The 17,906-nt window shown below is 41.3% G+C and carries 30 protein-coding genes; all 30 read right to left on the minus strand.

The window, feature by feature from the left end; translation table 11 throughout:
- Nucleotides 1–59 precede the first annotated feature (59 nt).
- A complete protein-coding gene (locus ACFIMS_RS09615) occupies nt 60–1,385 on the minus strand; it encodes a replication-associated recombination protein A (RefSeq protein ID WP_375613137.1) in 1,326 nt (441 codons plus the stop codon).
- Between the two features lie 10 nt (nt 1,386–1,395).
- Complete coding sequence (locus tag ACFIMS_RS09620) at nt 1,396–2,790, minus strand: DegQ family serine endoprotease (RefSeq protein ID WP_375611486.1); 1,395 nt, start codon at nt 2,788–2,790, stop codon at nt 1,396–1,398.
- Between the two features lie 267 nt (nt 2,791–3,057).
- Complete coding sequence (rplQ, locus tag ACFIMS_RS09625) at nt 3,058–3,486, minus strand: 50S ribosomal protein L17 (protein ID WP_273791421.1); 429 nt, start codon at nt 3,484–3,486, stop codon at nt 3,058–3,060.
- A 24-nt stretch (nt 3,487–3,510) separates the two neighbouring features.
- Entirely contained in the window at nt 3,511–4,524 is a 1,014-nt protein-coding gene (locus ACFIMS_RS09630) for a DNA-directed RNA polymerase subunit alpha (protein WP_375611485.1), read from the minus strand.
- Nucleotides 4,525–4,618: 94 nt separating this feature from the next.
- Nucleotides 4,619–5,008, minus strand: a complete 390-nt coding sequence (gene rpsK, locus ACFIMS_RS09635; protein WP_007347762.1) for a 30S ribosomal protein S11 — start codon at nt 5,006–5,008, stop codon at nt 4,619–4,621.
- 114 nt (nt 5,009–5,122) lie between these two features.
- Nucleotides 5,123–5,491, minus strand: coding sequence for a 30S ribosomal protein S13 (gene rpsM / locus ACFIMS_RS09640; RefSeq protein WP_026500557.1), 369 nt, complete (start codon nt 5,489–5,491; stop codon nt 5,123–5,125).
- A 182-nt stretch (nt 5,492–5,673) separates the two neighbouring features.
- Nucleotides 5,674–6,252 carry an adenylate kinase gene (locus tag ACFIMS_RS09645; RefSeq protein ID WP_375611484.1) on the minus strand — a complete coding sequence of 193 codons (579 nt, stop codon included), beginning with the start codon at nt 6,250–6,252 and terminating at the stop codon, nt 5,674–5,676.
- Nucleotides 6,252–7,595: a preprotein translocase subunit SecY gene (gene secY, locus ACFIMS_RS09650; RefSeq protein WP_375696696.1), complete on the minus strand. Its 1,344-nt coding sequence runs from the start codon at nt 7,593–7,595 to the stop codon at nt 6,252–6,254. Before secY ends, ACFIMS_RS09645 begins: the two co-directional genes overlap by 1 nt.
- 161 nt (nt 7,596–7,756) lie before the next feature.
- Nucleotides 7,757–8,224 carry a 50S ribosomal protein L15 gene (rplO, locus tag ACFIMS_RS09655; protein WP_375613141.1) on the minus strand — a complete coding sequence of 156 codons (468 nt, stop codon included), beginning with the start codon at nt 8,222–8,224 and terminating at the stop codon, nt 7,757–7,759.
- A gap of 20 nt (nt 8,225–8,244) precedes the next feature.
- Complete coding sequence (gene rpmD, locus ACFIMS_RS09660) at nt 8,245–8,451, minus strand: 50S ribosomal protein L30 (protein ID WP_375611481.1); 207 nt, start codon at nt 8,449–8,451, stop codon at nt 8,245–8,247.
- A gap of 31 nt (nt 8,452–8,482) precedes the next feature.
- Nucleotides 8,483–9,031, minus strand: coding sequence for a 30S ribosomal protein S5 (rpsE, locus tag ACFIMS_RS09665; RefSeq protein ID WP_015856574.1), 549 nt, complete (start codon nt 9,029–9,031; stop codon nt 8,483–8,485).
- A 111-nt stretch (nt 9,032–9,142) separates the two neighbouring features.
- On the minus strand, nt 9,143–9,505 hold the full coding sequence (rplR, locus tag ACFIMS_RS09670; RefSeq protein ID WP_273791414.1) for a 50S ribosomal protein L18: 363 nt from the start codon (nt 9,503–9,505) through the stop codon (nt 9,143–9,145).
- 12 nt (nt 9,506–9,517) lie between these two features.
- On the minus strand, nt 9,518–10,051 hold the full coding sequence (gene rplF / locus ACFIMS_RS09675; protein ID WP_273791413.1) for a 50S ribosomal protein L6: 534 nt from the start codon (nt 10,049–10,051) through the stop codon (nt 9,518–9,520).
- A 39-nt stretch (nt 10,052–10,090) separates the two neighbouring features.
- Nucleotides 10,091–10,489: a 30S ribosomal protein S8 gene (rpsH, locus tag ACFIMS_RS09680; RefSeq protein ID WP_375696697.1), complete on the minus strand. Its 399-nt coding sequence runs from the start codon at nt 10,487–10,489 to the stop codon at nt 10,091–10,093.
- A 14-nt stretch (nt 10,490–10,503) separates the two neighbouring features.
- Nucleotides 10,504–10,809, minus strand: a complete 306-nt coding sequence (gene rpsN, locus ACFIMS_RS09685) for a 30S ribosomal protein S14 (RefSeq protein ID WP_375663660.1) — start codon at nt 10,807–10,809, stop codon at nt 10,504–10,506.
- 24 nt (nt 10,810–10,833) lie between these two features.
- Nucleotides 10,834–11,391: a 50S ribosomal protein L5 gene (rplE, locus tag ACFIMS_RS09690; protein WP_375611477.1), complete on the minus strand. Its 558-nt coding sequence runs from the start codon at nt 11,389–11,391 to the stop codon at nt 10,834–10,836.
- Complete coding sequence (gene rplX, locus ACFIMS_RS09695) at nt 11,384–11,698, minus strand: 50S ribosomal protein L24 (protein ID WP_015856579.1); 315 nt, start codon at nt 11,696–11,698, stop codon at nt 11,384–11,386. The genes rplE and rplX overlap by 8 nt, the downstream gene beginning before the upstream one ends.
- A 12-nt stretch (nt 11,699–11,710) precedes the next feature.
- Nucleotides 11,711–12,079 carry a 50S ribosomal protein L14 gene (gene rplN, locus ACFIMS_RS09700; protein WP_004855715.1) on the minus strand — a complete coding sequence of 123 codons (369 nt, stop codon included), beginning with the start codon at nt 12,077–12,079 and terminating at the stop codon, nt 11,711–11,713.
- Nucleotides 12,080–12,223: 144 nt separating this feature from the next.
- Complete coding sequence (rpsQ, locus tag ACFIMS_RS09705; protein WP_012231991.1) at nt 12,224–12,463, minus strand: 30S ribosomal protein S17; 240 nt, start codon at nt 12,461–12,463, stop codon at nt 12,224–12,226.
- Nucleotides 12,464–12,474: 11 nt separating this feature from the next.
- Nucleotides 12,475–12,675 carry a 50S ribosomal protein L29 gene (gene rpmC / locus ACFIMS_RS09710; protein WP_375606714.1) on the minus strand — a complete coding sequence of 67 codons (201 nt, stop codon included), beginning with the start codon at nt 12,673–12,675 and terminating at the stop codon, nt 12,475–12,477.
- 14 nt (nt 12,676–12,689) lie between these two features.
- Nucleotides 12,690–13,103 carry a 50S ribosomal protein L16 gene (rplP, locus tag ACFIMS_RS09715; RefSeq protein WP_375611475.1) on the minus strand — a complete coding sequence of 138 codons (414 nt, stop codon included), beginning with the start codon at nt 13,101–13,103 and terminating at the stop codon, nt 12,690–12,692.
- Between the two features lie 36 nt (nt 13,104–13,139).
- Complete coding sequence (gene rpsC, locus ACFIMS_RS09720; RefSeq protein ID WP_273791408.1) at nt 13,140–13,850, minus strand: 30S ribosomal protein S3; 711 nt, start codon at nt 13,848–13,850, stop codon at nt 13,140–13,142.
- Nucleotides 13,850–14,239 (minus strand): 50S ribosomal protein L22, encoded by a 390-nt coding sequence (gene rplV, locus ACFIMS_RS09725; RefSeq protein ID WP_273791407.1) that lies wholly within the window; start codon nt 14,237–14,239, stop codon nt 13,850–13,852. The genes rpsC and rplV overlap by 1 nt, the downstream gene beginning before the upstream one ends.
- Nucleotides 14,240–14,241: 2 nt before the next feature.
- Nucleotides 14,242–14,520 carry a 30S ribosomal protein S19 gene (rpsS, locus tag ACFIMS_RS09730; protein ID WP_004855734.1) on the minus strand — a complete coding sequence of 93 codons (279 nt, stop codon included), beginning with the start codon at nt 14,518–14,520 and terminating at the stop codon, nt 14,242–14,244.
- Nucleotides 14,521–14,535: 15 nt separating this feature from the next.
- The gene (rplB, locus tag ACFIMS_RS09735; RefSeq protein WP_375611474.1) at nt 14,536–15,369 is read right to left on the minus strand and encodes a 50S ribosomal protein L2; all 834 of its coding nucleotides are present in this window, start codon (nt 15,367–15,369) and stop codon (nt 14,536–14,538) included.
- A gap of 20 nt (nt 15,370–15,389) precedes the next feature.
- Entirely contained in the window at nt 15,390–15,683 is a 294-nt protein-coding gene (locus ACFIMS_RS09740) for a 50S ribosomal protein L23 (protein WP_273723987.1), read from the minus strand.
- Nucleotides 15,680–16,300, minus strand: coding sequence for a 50S ribosomal protein L4 (rplD, locus tag ACFIMS_RS09745; RefSeq protein WP_375650443.1), 621 nt, complete (start codon nt 16,298–16,300; stop codon nt 15,680–15,682). The genes ACFIMS_RS09740 and rplD overlap by 4 nt, the downstream gene beginning before the upstream one ends.
- A gap of 2 nt (nt 16,301–16,302) precedes the next feature.
- On the minus strand, nt 16,303–17,040 hold the full coding sequence (gene rplC, locus ACFIMS_RS09750; RefSeq protein WP_375696698.1) for a 50S ribosomal protein L3: 738 nt from the start codon (nt 17,038–17,040) through the stop codon (nt 16,303–16,305).
- A 27-nt stretch (nt 17,041–17,067) separates the two neighbouring features.
- Nucleotides 17,068–17,376 carry a 30S ribosomal protein S10 gene (rpsJ, locus tag ACFIMS_RS09755; RefSeq protein WP_005773267.1) on the minus strand — a complete coding sequence of 103 codons (309 nt, stop codon included), beginning with the start codon at nt 17,374–17,376 and terminating at the stop codon, nt 17,068–17,070.
- 61 nt (nt 17,377–17,437) lie between these two features.
- A partial coding sequence (locus ACFIMS_RS09760) for an EF-Tu/IF-2/RF-3 family GTPase (protein WP_375629610.1) occupies nt 17,438–17,906 on the minus strand: 469 nt, incomplete at its 5' end.

Below are 17,906 nucleotides of genomic sequence, written 5' to 3' on the forward strand. Positions count from 1 at the left end.
AATATAAGCTAAATTTCTCATACAATAACATAAGAGATCAATAAAAAACGTATTTCAACTCAAATTTTATTTTGATCTTTACGTTTTTTGCGCAACTGTTGCCACCACTCAAGACGTTTCACAATTTCACGCTCAAAACCACGCTCAACTGGTTTATAATAACTCTGACGTCCAAGTTTTTCGGGAAAATATTCTTGTCCTGAAAAAGCATCTGGTTCATCATGGTCATAACAATAACCACTTCCATACCCTTCTTCCTTCATAAATTTCGTAGGAGCATTAAGAATATGCTTAGGAGGTGGTAAAGAGCCATTTTTGCGTGCACAACGCAGTGCTGCTTTATACGCAAGATATGCTGCATTTGACTTTGGCGCAGTTGCAACATAAAGACATGCTTGCGCCAAGGCCAACTCTCCTTCTGGTGATCCTAAATAATCATAGGCATCTTTTGCTGCATTACAAATGACAAGAGCTTGAGGATCCGCCAAACCAATATCTTCAACGGCCATACGAACCAATCTTCGCCCAATATAGAGAGGATCTTCACCAGCATCCAACATACGTGCCAAATAATAAAGCGCAGCATCAGGATCAGATCCACGAACGGATTTATGCAACGCTGAAATGAGATTATAATGCCCATCTCGTCCTTTATCATAAATAGGCGCACGACGCTGAATAACTTTTTGCAAAGCAACAACATCAAGAATCTCTCCCAATGGCGCAATAGACCAAACTTCCTCTGCCAATGTTAACGCAACCCGCGCATCACCATCAGACATCTCTATCAAAACGTCTCTGGCATCATTATCCAAGGGAAGAGTTTTTCCCTCCACTTCTTCAGCACGCCTCAAAAGCATGTCCAAACTTTCATGATCATGAGAAAGAAATGTTAAAACACGTGCACGCGAAAGAAGGGCAGCATTCAGTTCAAAAGAAGGATTTTCGGTTGTTGCACCTATAAGTACCACAGTACCCTCTTCCATCACAGAAAGAAAACTATCCTGCTGTGCACGATTAAACCGATGAATTTCATCAACAAAGAGAAGTGTTTTATCCCCAGATATAAAACGCCTCTGCGCAACTTCAAAAATCTTTTTAAGTTCAGAAACTCCTGTAAAAATAGCAGAAACCTGTTCAAACGCGAAATTTGTTTCAAGGGCTAACAAACGTGCAACGGTCGTTTTTCCCGTCCCTGGAGGTCCCCAAAAAATCATCGATCCAATTGAGCCTGTTGCCGCCATACGTGAAAGCAAACCATCCTCTCCAATCAAATGCTTTTGTCCCACAACATCATTGAGAGAACAAGGGCGCATTCTTTCTGCAAGTGGCTGATTTTTATTAACTTGAAAATCAAACGACGAAGTAAAAAAATCTTTCTTCAAAAAAAAAACCTCAACGAATAAATTGGCGAATATACATACCATCACGTTCATATTCCAATTGCCACATATTTGAGCGACCTTGCATAAGAACCTTTTTCAACTGATGAACTGTTTGAATTTTATGGCCATTTACAACACGTAGAATATCTCCTGACTGAAAAATTCCAGCTGCATTGCTCATTTCCTCAAGATTGGTAATCACAACCCCTTTTGCAGATATAGGAAGATGAAAACGTCGACTATTTTGCGGTGTTAAATCTAACACCTCAGCACCAGCAAGAGGACTGTCACCCGTAATTTTTTCAGATTTTAAAAATGCAGTTTCTGATATTGATGAAACTGTTATTTGTGTTTTTAAAGTTTTTCCACTTCGTAAATATTCCAAGGCAAGACTATGCTCAACGTCAGCTGTCATCAAACGATAACCAAGACTATCTGGACTGTCAACGCGTACCCCCTGCACACTCAAAATAACATCACCTACTTTCAATCCAGCTTTTTCAGCAGGACTATCTTTGATAACTTCAACAATAAGAGCACCATAGGGACGTTCTAAACCTAAACCACCAGCAATATCAGCTGTAACATTTTGAAAAGAAGCCCCAATATAAGGCGGCACAAAATATTTTCCACCGCGTTTAACAGTATCAAGCATCACTTTTACAAGATTAACTGGAATAGCAAAACCAATCCCTACAGAACCACCGGAACGCGAATAGATAGCCGTATTAATTCCGATTAACTGACCTTTCATATCAATTAAAGCGCCACCAGAATTCCCTGGATTAATGGCTGCGTCTGTTTGAATAAAAAAGTCAAAATCAGAAATCCCAACACGTGTACGCGCTTGCGCTGAAACAATACCACTTGTAACTGTTTGACCAACACCAAAGGGATTACCAATAGCAAGAACAAGATCACCAACTTCAACAGTATCAGAATTTCCCAAAGAAAGAGCCGGAAATTGAGCATCTTTTTCCTTAACTTCAAGAATTGCAATATCAGTTGCTTCATCTTTGAGCACGACCTTACTCTCAAACTCCCGTCCATCAGAAAAAGCCACTTTAATTTCGCTTGCATCTTTAATGACGTGGTAATTTGTAACGATCAAACCACGTGCATCAACAATCACCCCTGATCCTAATGACGATTGCTTACGAACAGGAAATTTATTTTGAAAACGACCAAAAAATTGCTCAAAAAATGGATCGCCTTCAAAAGGTGATCGAGCTCTAATTTGTCGAGCTGCATAAATATTTACAACAGATGGAACTGTCTTTTTAACTAAAGGAGCAAATGAAAGGGTGATTTCTGTTTGTGTTTGAGGAACATGAGCATATACATGATCAAATGATATCTGCATCATAATTGCAAAAAAAATCCGCACCCAAAAAGAATACCTCATAATCCACTCCTTATAAAATCAGCACATTCTGTTGAAGATTAATAGAATAAAAAAACGTATCCCCGCAAATTAAGGACCTCTATTAATATTTCATAATAGAGAATAAAAACAACCTATTTGAACAATAAATATTATAAAAATAAGATAATTCAATATTCTATAATTTTCTCTCTGCACCTATTTCTCAACTAAAACAAACTTAAAAATGCTCACAAAAAAACCGCCCAAGACAAGGCGGCCTTTAAAAATCCAACAGAATAAAAAACTCTACGAAGATGTTCCCTTTTCATTCTCAGAAGCTTCCATGCGAGCACGATCCCCAGCACCCTTCGCTTCAACATCACGATCAACAAATTCTATAACAGCCATGGGCGCATTATCACCGGTACGAAACCCCGCTTTCATAATACGCAAATACCCACCGTTGCGTGATGCATAACGTGGCGCAAGCGTATCAAATAATTTTGCAACCTTTCCTGCATCACGAAGTGCTGCAATAGCTTGCCGACGCGCATGCAAACCACCACGCTTACCAAGAGTAACGAGTTTTTCAACAATAGGACGAATTTCCTTAGCCTTTGGTAGTGTTGTCACAATCTGCTCATGCTCGATCAACGAAGTTGCCATATTTGCAAACATCGCTTTACGGTGACTGGCAGTACGGTTCAACTTGCGTCCTGACTTACTATGGCGCATAAGCCCTCTCCTTAAATTCTAATTTTAATATTGATCTTCATAACGTTTTGCAAGATCATCAATGTTTTCAGGCGGCCACGCAGGAATCTCCATCCCAAGATGTAAACCCATACACGCCAAAACTTCTTTAATCTCATTCAACGACTTGCGACCAAAGTTCGGTGTCCGAAGCATTTCAGATTCTGTTTTCTGAATCAGATCACCAATATAGACAATATTATCATTCTTAAGACAATTTGCCGAACGAACTGAAAGTTCTAATTCATCCACTTTTTTGAGAAGAGCAGGATTAAAAGAAAGCTCAGAATCAGCCTCTTCAACAGGCTCCTTCTGTGGCTCTTCAAAGTTAATAAATAACGATAATTGATCCTGAAGAATGCGTGCTGCAAAAGCAACAGCATCCTCACCATTAACAGCACCGTTTGTTTCAATCGTGAGCGTTAATTTATCATAATCGAGAACTTGACCTTCGCGTGTATTTTCTACTTTATAAGATACCTTACGGATAGGTGAATAAAGACTATCAATTGGAATAAGCCCTATACGTGCATCATCAACACAATTACGATCAGATGGAACATACCCCTTTCCTGTGTTGACAATAAATTCCATACGAATTTCAGCTTCTTCATCAAGAGTACAAATAACATGATCTGGATTTAGAATTTCCATATCCCCAACTGTACTGATATCTCCCGCTTTCACGACACCAGGCCCCTCTTTATAAACGACGACACGTTTAGGCCCTTCTTCTTCCATACGAAGCGCAATTTCTTTTATATTCAGAATAATATCCGTAACATCCTCACGCACACCTGGAATCGATGAAAATTCATGCAAGACACCGTCAATCTGCACAGCAGTAATAGCAGCACCACGAAGCGAAGATAACAAAACGCGACGAAGCGCATTTCCTAACGTTAAACCAAAACCACGCTCAAGAGGTTCAGCAATCACACTTATAATATTTGGATTATCATGTGCACATGATTCAACCTTATTGGGTTTAATAAGTTCCTGCCAGTTTTTCTGGATCATATTTTTATTCCCGTTCTTTAGTTCCGTTACCATTCAATCGTAACGACCAATGTGAACATCAGAGAAATCTCCGACAACAAAAAACAACACCCAATTAAACACGCCGCCTTTTCCGCGGACGACATCCATTATGAGGAATTGGTGTTACATCGCGAATAGAAGTAATGACAAAACCAACAGATTGCAATGCACGTAAAGCAGATTCACGCCCTGATCCAGGTCCACAAACTTCAACTTCCAAAGAACGCATACCATGCTCTTGCGCTTTTCTTGCACAATCCTCCGCAGCAACTTGAGCAGCAAAAGGTGTCGATTTACGCGCACCTTTAAACCCCTGAGCTCCCGCAGATGACCAAGCAATTGCATTACCCTGAGCATCAGTAATAGTAATCATTGTGTTATTAAATGTTGAATTAATATGCACAACACCCGATGAAATATTTTTACGTTCGCGACGACGAACACGTGTGGCTTCCTTGGCCATAATTTCCCTTTCAACGATCTCATCACTGCCGTAACATCAGCAGCTCCACCTTTTTTCCTTGTCAAAAAAATCAAACAAGAAAAAGAATATATAAAAAACCTTCCACAAAGGCCCTTATTTCTTCTTACCGGCGATTGCCTTAGCCGGACCTTTACGTGTACGGGCATTCGTATGTGTACGCTGTCCTCGGACAGGCAAAGACCGGCGATGACGCAATCCTCGATAACAACCAAGATCCATCAAACGCTTAACATTCATAGCAACCTCACGACGAAGATCACCTTCAACTTGATACCCCTGATCTATTGCCTCACGAATCTGCAGCACCTCAGCATCTGAAAGCTCATGCACACGACGCCCCAAAGGAATGCCAACTCTTTCAATAATTTCTTGAGCAAATTTTGGTCCAATCCCGTGGATATATTGAAGCGCAATAATTACACGCTTATTTGTCGGGATATTGACGCCAGCAATACGAGCCACGCCTACTCTCCTTAGTTATTTTGACAAATTGTTATAAAATACCTGATATACCTTACAGAAAAAAATAGACTCAGAAAAAAATTCTTCCGAATCCTATTATTTCACTAAAATAAATTAAATTCACTTCTGATAGATTTCATCTCAAAAGTCAACTCTTTTCATTTATTTCTAAAAAAAAAATCTCATGAAAAAAAACCTCTAATCATACGTGTCACTTCAGAAACACCAATCATTCCATCAATAACCTTCAACATTCCCCTCTCTGAATAAAATTTTGATAAGGGAGCTGTTTTTTCACGATATTCTACTAATCTTTTTGCAAAAGCAACAGGATTGTCATCTAAACGAACCTGTCCACCAGTCGCTATTGTTTCCTCAACGCGCTTCTTCATACGTTCAATCAACACGTCTTCATCAACACACAATTCAATAACAGCATTAAGCCGCATATTTTTTGAATCCAGTATCTGTTGCAACGCTTCTGCTTGCCCCACAGTTCGCGGATATCCATCCAAAACAAAACCGTTTACACAATCAGCTTCATCAATCCGATCTGATACGATTTGATTAACAATACTATCAGGTACCAAAGCACCAGAACTTATAATAGCTTTAGCTTTTTTACCAATCTCCGTTTCTTTGGCAATCACCTCACGCAACATATCCCCTGTTGATAAATGAGGAATGTTATATTCCTCAGTCAACATTTTTGCTTGCGTCCCTTTTCCCGCTCCAGGAGGACCTAAAAGAATAACTCTCATCAATTCCTTCTACCTCCACGAAGTTTTGATTTTTTTATCAACCCTTCATATTGGTGGGCAACAAGATGCCCCTGAATTTGAGCAACCGTATCAAGTGTAACAGTAACAACAATCAACAAGGATGTTCCCCCAAGATAAAAAGGAACCTGTAATGCAGATATCATAAATTCAGGTAACAAACAAACCAAGATAATATAAATAGCGCCCACAACAGTAATACGCGTCAAAACGTAATCAATATATTCAGCTGTACGCTCACCTGGACGAATCCCTGGAATAAAACCAGAATGTTTTTTCAACTGATCTGCAGTATCACTTGGATTAAACACAATAGCTGTATAAAAAAAGCAAAAAAACGCCATTAAAAATGCATAAACAATCATATAAAGTGGCTGTCCATGACCAAGAGCATAAGAAATCTCCTGAACCCATTGTGGCATTTTATCAGAAAAATTATTAATAGTGGCAGGTAATAATAATAAAGATGAAGCAAAAATAGGTGGAATAACACCAGCAGTATTCAACTTTAAAGGAAGATGCGACATATCTCCTTGAAACATTTGATTACCGACCTGACGTTTCGGGTATTGGATAAGAATTCGCCGTTGCGCACGCTCTATAAAAACAATAAGCCCAATAACCAAAACAGCAATAAGAACGATTCCTATTAAAAGAAAAGTTGATAAATCAGCCTGACTATGAGCTGTCAAAAGCTGAGCAAAAGTAGAAGGAAAGTTGGCTACAATCCCTGTAAAAATGATAAGAGAAACCCCATTACCAATACCACGTGACGTAATTTGCTCGCCAAGCCACATAAGAAACATCGTTCCGCCAACAAGCGTAATAACAGAAGAAATACGAAACATAAGACCTGGTTCTAAAACAATTTGAAGCCCCGACCCTATACCGCTTTCAAGCGCAACCGCAATACCAAAAGCTTGTAGAATTGCCAATACGACTGTTACATAACGCGTATATTGATTGATAATCTTACGACCTAAATCCCCTTCTTTTTTAAGAGTTTCCAAAGAAGGAATAATAGATGTTAACAATTGCACAATAATAGATGCCGATATATAAGGCATGATACCCAGCGCAAAAATAGCCATACGCCCAACGGCACCTCCAGCAAACATATTAAAGAGTCCTAATACACCCGACGCGTGATGTTCAAATGTTTGCCGCAAAGCATCGATATTGATACCTGGAAGAGAGATGTAAGTGCCAAAACGATATACAAGAAGCGCCAACAGAGTAAACCAGATGCGTTTCTTTAATTCAGTTGCACGCGAAAAGGTGCCGAAATTTATATTGGAAGCAAATTGCTCTGCTGCTGATGCCATAAAACGTCTCCACTTTACACTCCAGTTCTTCAAATCACAGAAGTATAATCCTAAAATTCATATATGCATACACAAACAAATGCAGAACTTAAACAATTCTCCACAAAAGATCCCACAAAACAGATATTATTCTTCTTTAGGTCTCTATTCATATCAAAAAATTATCGAGCAATATCAGGAAGAATAACCTGGCCACCCACTTTTTCAATCTTAACACGAGCAGCTTGTGAAGCACCAGAAACATGAAAGGTAATCTTAGCCTTCAAATCACCATCAGAAAGAAGACGAACCCCATCTTTTTCACGACGAATAATACCAGCCTCTTTCAAAGAAACCATATCAACAGGCTTTTCAATATTCAACTTACCTGCATCAACTGCCAACTGAATACGTCCCAGTGAAACTTCATTGTAGGTTTTAGCAAAGAAATTCCTAAATCCACGTTTTGGCAAACGACGATAGATAGGCATTTGCCCACCTTCAAAACCATTAAGGGAAACACCAGAACGTGACTTTTGCCCTTTTACACCACGTCCACCAGTCTTACCCGTACCGGAACCAATACCACGCCCAACACGCTTACGATTTTTTGTTGCGCCTTCGCAATCACGCAGTTCATTGAGTTTCATATCTAATACTCCCGCAACCCTTAACCTTCATCTATAACGCGAACAAGATGCCGAACCCGAGCAATCATACCCCGCACACAAAGTGTATCATCTAAAACGCGCCGACGACGCATTTTATTTAGTCCAAGCCCCTTTAAGGTTGCACGCTGAATCTGTGAGTTTCGAATAGGGCTTCCAATTTGTTCCACCGTCACAGTTTTACCACTCTGAGATTTTTTCTGAACCATTTCCTAATTCCTTTTCTGATAATCTCAGAAACTACCCTTCTAGGTCGACTAAATGGCGACGACGCGCCTGCAAAGTCGAATACTTTATACCACGTTGAGCAGCAATATCTCTAGGATGCATTTGATGTTTCAATGCATCAAATGTTGCACGAACCATGTTATAAGGATTCGACGACCCTAGTGATTTTGCAACGACATCCTGCATACCAAGAGCTTCAAAAATAGCACGCATCGGTCCCCCAGCAATAATACCAGTACCAGCAGAAGCCGAACGTAGCAAAACACGCCCAGCTCCGTGACGACCTTCAAGATCATGATGCAATGTACGCCCAGACCGAAGCGGAACATAAATCATCCCACGTTTCGCAGATTCCGTTGCTTTACGAACGGCTTCTGGAACTTCACGGGCTTTACCATGTCCAAAACCCACACGCCCTTTTTGATCTCCAACGACAACAAGAGCAGCAAAACCAAAACGCCGACCACCCTTTACAACTTTAGCAACACGATTGATATGAACGAGCCTATCGACAAATTCATTATCGCGTTCTTCTCTCTCACCACGTTCTTTTTGTGCCATTCCTCATTCCTTTTTCTTTTCCGGAAGCACGATAACAAAGTCCCTCATCAAACTGGAAGAACTTAAACGAAATACTCTAAACTCTCCTTACTCATTCATAAATAAGAAATTTTAGAAATTCAAACCACCTTCACGAGCAGCTTCAGCTAAAGCTTTGACGCGACCATGGTACACATACGCTCCACGATCAAAAACCACCTCATTAACACCCGCTTTCTTCGCACGCTCAGCAATTAACTTACCAACAGCAAAGGCCGCCTTTTTATCAGCACCACTCTTTAACGATTTTTTCAAATCACTTTCAAGAGTAGAGGCTGAAACAAGTGTACATCCCCGCAAATCATCGATAACTTGAGCATAAATGTTCTGATTTGAACGATAAACACTAAGCCGAGGACGATCATGAGAAACCATTTTAATTCTACGACGAACACGCCTTGCACGACGTTGGATAATGTCCTTAGATGAAACCATAATACAAAATCCTTATTTCTTTTTACCTTCTTTACGGAAGATACGTTCATCTGCATGCTTAACACCTTTACCTTTATAAGGCTCAGGCCTACGATACTCACGAATCTCCGCTGCAACTTGTCCAACTTGCTGTTTATCAATTCCAGAAACAACAATTTCCGTTGGCTTAGGAACAGTCACAGTAACACCCGACGGAACTTTATAAACCACATCATGCGAAAAGCCCAGAGATAGTTGAACATCCTTACCCTGCAAAGCAGCACGATAACCAACCCCATTAATCTCCAACCTCTTTTCAAAACCATCTTTCACACCACAAAAAATGTTCTCAATCATTGAGCGCGACATACCCCATTTAGAACGCGCATCTTTTGACTGATCCCGCGGCATAACTGATATGATATTTTCCTCAAGTTTGACTAAGACTTCATCATTGACGACGTAACTCAGCTCACCTTTTGGACCTTTTGCCTTAACCAGCTGACCTTCAACAGTAGCAGTAACTCCAGAAGGAATTGAAATGGGTTTCTTTCCAATACGAGACATTGTTCTAACCTACTTTTTCTTCCGTTTTCTTGACATAACTTAGAAAACACGACAAAGGAGTTCTCCACCAACATTCTGTTCACGCGCCTTATGATCTGCCATGACACCTTTAGGAGTCGATAAAATCGAAATACCAAGGCCATTTGCCACCTGAGGAAGTGACTTAGCAGAAACATACACACGACGCCCTGGCTTTGATACACGTGAAATCTCACGAATAGCAGCCAGCCCTTCAAAATACTTCAATTCGATTTCAATCTCAGCTTTCCCATCACCTAAATCAATTCGATTATATCCGCGAATATAACCCTCCGACTGAAGAACATCAAGAACGTGCGCACGAAGCTTCGAATCTGGAGTAACTACTTTACCTTTTTTACGACCAAGTGCATTACGAATACGTGTTAACATATCACCAAGAGGATCTGACATAGACATTAAATAATCTCCTCTTACCAACTAGACTTTACAATACCAGGAATATAGCCAATAGAGCCAAGCTCACGCAACGCAATTCGCGACATTTTTAATTTACGATAATAAGCCCGCGGACGACCTGAAACCTCACAGCGATTACGAATACGAACTTTCGAAGAATTACGCGGCAACTCTGCCAACTGAACAGAAGCTTTAAAACGTTCCTCAAGAGAAACCTTCTGATCCATAACTATTGCTTTCAAACGTGCACGACGGGCAGCATAGCACTTTACCATCACCTCACGACGCTTATTTTTTTCAACGGCACTTACTTTGGCCATAATTTCACCTCACTACGTTTGCCGTTACGAACGAAAAGGAAAATTAAAAGCACGCAATAACTCACGAGCTTCATCATCCGTTTTTGCTGTCGTACAAACGATAATATCCATGCCCCAAATTTGATCAACTTTATCATAGTTGATTTCTGGAAACACAATGTGTTCTTTAATACCCATAGCAAAATTGCCACGACCATCAAAACTCTTTGGATTTAAACCACGAAAGTCACGAACCCGCGGAAGAGCAATCGTCACAAGACGATCTAAAAACTCAAACATACGATCTTTACGCAATGTAACTTTAGCCCCAAGAGGCATTCCTTCACGAACCTTAAAGGTCGCAATAGAATTACGCGCACGCGTAACAACAGCCTTCTGACCCGTTATTAGCCCTAAATCCTCAGCGGCAAGGGAAGGCTTCTTCGAATCAGCAGTTGCTTCACCTATCCCCATATTTATTACAACTTTATCAATCCGCGGAATTTGCATCGCATTTCTGTAATTAAACTTCTCTTGAAGCACTTTACGAATCACTTCAAAATAATGCGCTTTCATACGCGGTATTTGTCTTTCCTCAGCCATTAATCAACTCTCCCGAACGCTTGGCAAAACGAACTTTATTACCATCTGCATTCATACGAAAGCCTACACGTGTAGGCTTACCATCTTTAGGATCAGCAATCGCCAAATTAGACAGATGAATCGGAGCTTCTTTAGAAATAATTCCAGCTTCTTGCTTCTGCGTTTGACGTTGATGACGTTTAATCATATTAATCCCACGAACAAAAGCCTTATTCTCTTTTGGACTAACCTTAATTACTTCACCACTACATCCTTTATCCTTACCGGACAAAACAACAACTTTATCACCTTTTCGAATCTTCTGCATAACATTTACTCCTTACAGAACTTCAGGAGCAAGCGAGATGATCTTCATATGATTCCTACCACGCAATTCACGGGGAACAGGTCCAAAGATACGAGTACCGATCGGCTCTTTTTTATTATCTACTAAAACCGCAGCATTACTATCAAAACGAATGACACTACCATCTGCGCGACGAATATCCTTAGCAGTACGAACCACAACAGCTTTCATAACATCACCTTTTTTAACACGGCCACGAGGAATTGCATCCTTAACCGAAACAACAATAATGTCACCGACCGAAGCATATTTCCGCTTTGAACCGCCTAACACTTTGATGCACATGACACGACGCGCTCCAGAATTATCAGCAACGTCGAGGTTTGTTTGCATCTGAATCATGACTGGCCACCTTCTCTTAACACATATATCCGATTGAATCTTTTACACACTCGGATTTGCCTGCCAAATAACGATAAAGTTATCGCCTTCAAATTTATCAATGATAACCACACTGTTAAATTCTAAAACAATAAGCTTAACTCATTACGCTACATTGTCTTTTACAACAATCCAACATTTATCTTTCGAAATTGGTCTAGATTCCTGAATAGAAACTTGATCCCCAATCTTGAATTGGTTGTTTTCGTCATGCGCTTTATAATTTTTAGACTGCCGAACAGTCTTCTTAAGAAGCGGATGAGAATAACGGCGTTCAACTTTGACAACAACAGTCTTATCACTTTTGTCGCTAATAACAACACCCTGCAAAACGCGTTTAGGCATCTCTTATTTCCTTAAACCTTACTTTCACTTATCTTTTGACGAAGAAAAGTTTTAATACGCGCAATATCACGACGAACTTGTCTAACGCGCGCAGTCTTTTCTAATTGACCTGTTGCTTTTTGAAAACGCAAATTAAATTGCTCTTTCTTTAACTTAGCCAATTCATCTTTCATTTGGTCGAGCGTTTGCGCCCGTAATTCTGTGGCTCTCATCGCTTATAACCTCATTATTCAGCAATACGCTGGATGAAACGCGTTTTTATAGGCAACTTTGCAGCACCCAATCTTAGTGCTTCACGTGCAACATCCTCCGGAACTCCATCAAGCTCAAACATGACGCGCCCAGGAGCAACACGTGCAGCCCAATAATCAACACTTCCCTTACCTTTACCCATACGAACTTCAGTCGGTTTAGATGTAACCGGAAGATCTGGAAAAATGCGAATCCACACACGACCAGAACGCTTCATATAACGTGTAATCGCACGACGCGCCGCTTCAATTTGACGAGCAGTAACCCGCTCCGGCTCAACAGCCTTCAAACCGTAGGCACCGAAATTCAAATCCGTACCACCCTTCGCAAAACCGTGAATACGGCCTTTGAACTGTTTACGGAACTTTGTGCGCTTTGGCTGCAACATTGTTCTCTACTCCAAATTTTAGTTCAATCTCAAAAACTAAGCATTTTCGCGGCGACGATTCGATGAAGAACCAGATTGATCAGCTTCCGTAGCACGACGTTCTGAAGCCATCGGATCATGCTCAAGAATCTCACCCTTAAAGACCCAAACTTTAATACCACAAATACCATAAGCGGTCTTAGCTTCTGCTGTACCGTAATCAACATCAGAACGCAAGGTATGAAGTGGAACACGACCTTCACGATACCATTCCATACGAGCAATTTCAGCACCACCAAGACGGCCAGAACAATTGATACGAATACCTTCCGCACCAAGACGCATAGCAGACTGAACAGCACGCTTCATTGCACGACGAAAAGCAACACGACGCTCTAACTGTTGAGCAATTGATTGCGCAATAATTGTCGCATCAATCTCCGGTTTACGAATCTCCACAATATTCAATGAAGTTTCAGCATCCGTCATTTCTGAGAGTTTACGACGAAGCTTTTCGATATCAGCACCCTTTTTACCAATAATCAAACCAGGACGTGCAGAATGAATTGTAATACGACACTTTTTATGAGGACGCTCAATAACAACCTTAGAAATAGCCGCCTGTTTAAGTTCCTCAAGCACATATGAACGAATTTTCAAATCTTCGTGAAGAAGGCGCCCATATTCACCACTATCAGCATACCAACGAGAGTCCCAAGTCCGATTAACACCAAGACGAAGTCCTATTGGATTGATCTTCTGCCCCATTACGCGGCCTCCACTTTTTCGGTAACTTCACGAACAATAACAGTAAGATGCGAAAATGGACGTTCAATTCTACTAGCACGCCCTCGACCACGAACATGAAAGCGCTTCATCACTATCGACTTACCAACATAAGCTTCCGCCACAACAAGCGAATCAATATCAAGATCGTGGTTATTTTCTGCATTTGCAATTGCTGATTCAAGCGTTTTTTTCACAGTAGCAGCAATTCGCTTGCGTGAAAACATCAAATCAGCGAGCGCTACATTAACTCTTTTACCACGAATCATTGCAGCAACTAAATTAAGCTTCTGCGGACTAACACGAATTGTCCGCGTGACAGCTCTTGCTTCATTATCTTTAAGCTGGCGCGAAACTTTAGCTTTTCCCATTCCTACTTCCTCTTCGCTTTCTTATCGGCACCATGACCATAATAAGTCCGGGTAGGAGCGAACTCACCAAACTTATGCCCAACCATCTCTTCAGAAACAGAAACAGGAATATGCTTATTACCGTTGTAAACACCAAAAGTTAAACCAACAAATTGCGGTAAAATAGTAGAGCGACGACTCCATATTTTTATAACTTCGTTGCGCCCACTTGCACGTACCTTCTCTGCTTTACCAAGAAGATAGCCGTCAACAAACGGACCTTTCCACACTGAACGAACCACCTCAGACTACCTTTCTCATTTCTTGCGTTGATGACGCGTACGCATAATAAATTTATCAGTGGCTTTATTGGAGCGCGTACGCTTACCTTTCGTAGGTTTACCCCAGGGAGAAACTGGATGGCGCCCCCCCGATGTACGACCTTCACCACCACCGTGTGGATGATCAACGGGGTTCATAGCAACACCACGAACATGTGGACGTTTACCACGCCAACGTGACCGCCCCGCCTTACCATCATTAATATTCCCATGATCAGGATTTGAAACAGCGCCAACAGTTGCAAAACAGCTACTCGGAACCAAACGCTGCTCACCAGAATTTAAACGAAGAATAGCCATACCATGATCTCGTCCAACCAACTGCGCATAAGCACCTGCTGAACGTGCAATCTGTCCGCCTTTCCCTGGCTTCATCTCAACATTATGAATAATTGTACCTACAGGCATATTAGCAAGAGGCATAGCATTACCTGGTTTAACATCCACATTTAAACCAGCCATAACAGAATCACCAACACCAAGACGCTGTGGTGCAAGAATATAACTCAATTGCCCATCCTCATAGCGGATTAAAGCAATAAAAGCGGTACGATTAGGATCGTATTCTAAACGCTCAACCTTTGCTGAAACATCACGTTTAAGACGCTTAAAGTCGACAAACCGATAACTACGTTTATGTCCACCACCCTGAAAACGAGCAGTAACACGACCGCGATTATTACGTCCACCCTTTGAAGACAAACCTTCAGTTAACATCTTTACAGGTTTTCCCTTATAAAGACAAGAACGTTCCACAATAACAAGCTGACGCTGCCCAGGTGTCGTTGGATTAAACTGCTTAAGTGCCATTATTCCTATCTCCGAGCCTCTTAAAGACCTGTCGAAACGTCGATAGTCTGACCACTGGCCAGAGTTACGATCGCTTTTTTGACATCACTCTGCCGACCAACTATACCTTTGAAACGCTTCACTTTACCCTTACGGACTATCGTGTTAACTGCTTTAACTTTTACGCTAAAAAGCGCTTCAATAGCAGCCTTAATCTCAGGCTTCGTCGCTTTCGGCGCGACATTAAAAGCAACTTGATTATATTCAGAAATCATAGTCGCCTTTTCAGTAATAACTGGACTAATAATTATATCATAATGGCGAAGATCTGTCATTTAAAACGCTCCTCAAGAGCCTCAACAGCTGCTTTTGATAAAACAAGTTTGCTGCGACGCAAAATATCATAAACATTAATTCCCTGAATAGGCAAAATGTCAATATTAGGGATATTAGAGGCTGCACGAAGAAAGTTAATATCAATCTCTTTACCATCAATCAAGAGAGCGTTATTAAATCCAAGCTTAGAAAAATGAGAAACAAGCATTTTCGTTTTAGCATCCTTAACAGTCAACTCATCCACAATAATTAAATCTTTTGCTTTTAATTTTGCAGATAAAGCAAGACGTAACCCAAGAGCACGAATCTTTTTAGGAAGATCATGCGCATGGCTACGAACCACCGGTCCATGTGCCTTACCCCCACCCCTAAACTGCGGTGCACGTGCAGATGAATGTCGAGCACGCCCAGTTCCTTTCTGTTTAAACATTTTTGCCCCTGTTCGCGACACATCAGAACGACCTTGGGATTGATGACTTCCCTGCTGACGACGTGCAAGCTGCCAACGAACAACACGTTGCAAAATATCCTCACGCGGAACAAGATCAAAAATAGCTTCAGAAACCTTTAATTTGCCAGCTTCATTACCATCAAGAGTTTTAATTACAAGATCCATTATTAGGCTCCCTCAACCTCAGAGGTTTCCGTCACCGGAGTAACCATTTCCGCTTTCTCCTTCACAAGACGGCGAATACCAGCAGGCTTTGGAGCATTATCAGGAAGACGCTTCTTCACAGCATCCCGTATCAAAATCCAAGAACCTTTAGAACCAGAAACAGCACCACGCACTAAAATTAAACCACGCTCACTATCAGTGGAAATAACTTCAATATTCTGTGTTGTTACACGCACTTGCCCCATATGGCCAGCCATTTTTTTACCTTTAAAAACTTTACCAGGATCTTGGCACTGCCCTGTAGAACCATGAGCACGATGTGTAATCGAATTACCATGAGAAGCACGATGTCCACCAAAGTTATGTCGTTTCATAACACCAGCAAACCCCTTACCAATACTGGTACCAGTCACATCAACTCTTTGTCCTGGAACAAAATGTTCCACTGTAATCTCAGTACCAACATCAAGAAGATTGTCGGGACTCACACGAAACTCTGCTATTTTGGCTTTAGGCTCAACAGAAGCCTTAGCAAAATGTCCACGAAGAGCTTGTGAAGTATTCTTAACCTTAGCAAAGCCTACACCTAATTGAACAGCAGTATAACCATTCTTTTCAACTGTACGCTGAGCAACGACTTGACAATTCTCCAAACGAAGTACCGTCACCGGCACATGCTCACCAGCATCATTATAAATACGGGCCATGCCCAGCTTCTGTGCTATTACACCTGAACGCATCGGGTCTGTTCCTTCTGTCCTCAAACCTCAGAGCTTAATTTCTACATCCACACCAGCAGAAAGATCGAGCTTCATAAGCGCATCCACTGTTTGCGGCGTTGGATCAACAATGTCAAGAAGACGCTTATGTGTTCGCATCTCAAACTGCTCACGACTTTTCTTATCGATATGCGGTCCACGATTGACCGTAAACTTCTCAATCCGCGTCGGAAGCGGAATGGGACCACGGACATTTGCACCGGTACGTTTAGCAGTCGATACGATCTCACGCGTCGACGTATCAAGAATTCTATGATCAAACGCTTTCAAGCGAATGCGAATATTCTGACTGTTCATGCTCTTTATTTCCCTGTTATACAAAGTGCCTTCAATAATCAAAGCACTCAACAAGCATTATTTATTCAATGATCTTAGAGACGATACCGGCACCAACAGTACGACCACCTTCACGAATAGCAAAACGAAGCTTCTCTTCCATCGCTATCGGAACGATCAACGAAACATCCATCGCAACATTGTCACCTGGCATAACCATTTCCGTTCCTTCTGGAAGCGTAACAATACCTGTAACATCCGTCGTACGGAAGTAAAACTGAGGACGATAATTCGTGAAAAATGGTGTATGACGTCCACCTTCATCTTTTGTCAAAATGTAAGCTTCTGCTTTAAAACGTGTATGAGGCGTAACAGATCCTGGCTTCGCCAACACTTGACCACGCTCAATCCCTTCACGGTCAACACCACGAAGCAGAGCTCCTATATTATCACCCGCTTGACCTTGATCTAAAAGCTTGCGGAACATTTCAACGCCTGTAACCGTCGTCTTAGACGTTGGACGAATACCGATAATCTCGATTTCCTCTCCA

The organism is Bartonella sp. AP331QHHD (genome assembly GCF_042195905.1).
Lineage (GTDB): Bacteria > Pseudomonadota > Alphaproteobacteria > Rhizobiales > Rhizobiaceae > Bartonella.